The organism is Shewanella sp. TB7-MNA-CIBAN-0143 (assembly GCF_040310065.1).
Classification (GTDB): domain Bacteria; phylum Pseudomonadota; class Gammaproteobacteria; order Enterobacterales; family Shewanellaceae; genus Shewanella.
This window is the reverse complement of sequence record NZ_JBEOPL010000140.1, coordinates 1-245: the sequence shown is the minus strand read 5'-3', so window position 1 is coordinate 245 and position 245 is coordinate 1. Positions and strand designations below refer to the sequence as shown.

At 42.4% G+C, this 245-nt stretch carries 1 protein-coding gene; it reads right to left on the bottom strand.

Translation table 11 applies throughout. The annotated features are described in order from the left end of the window. Positions 1 to 245 (bottom strand): 3-hydroxyacyl-CoA dehydrogenase NAD-binding domain-containing protein (locus AAEY97_RS21445; protein WP_351001407.1); only part of this gene is annotated, 245 nt, incomplete at both ends.

Genomic DNA, 245 nt, shown 5'->3' with positions numbered 1-245 from the left:
CCTGTTGGATGTCTTTCATTATGATTGGTGTACCTTTATAAGCAGATTGGTATGCAATACCGCCGCCCATAATACCTGCGCCTAATACAGCAGCTTGTTTAATTTCTACATCGCTGTGCTTAGCAAATTTACGTGCTTTACCTTTAATGTATTGATCCGCTAAAAAGATACCTGTTTGCGCGGCTGCTTCGTTGGTACGAGCAAGCTTTGCAAAGTTGGCATTTTCAATTGCCATTGCTTCTGCG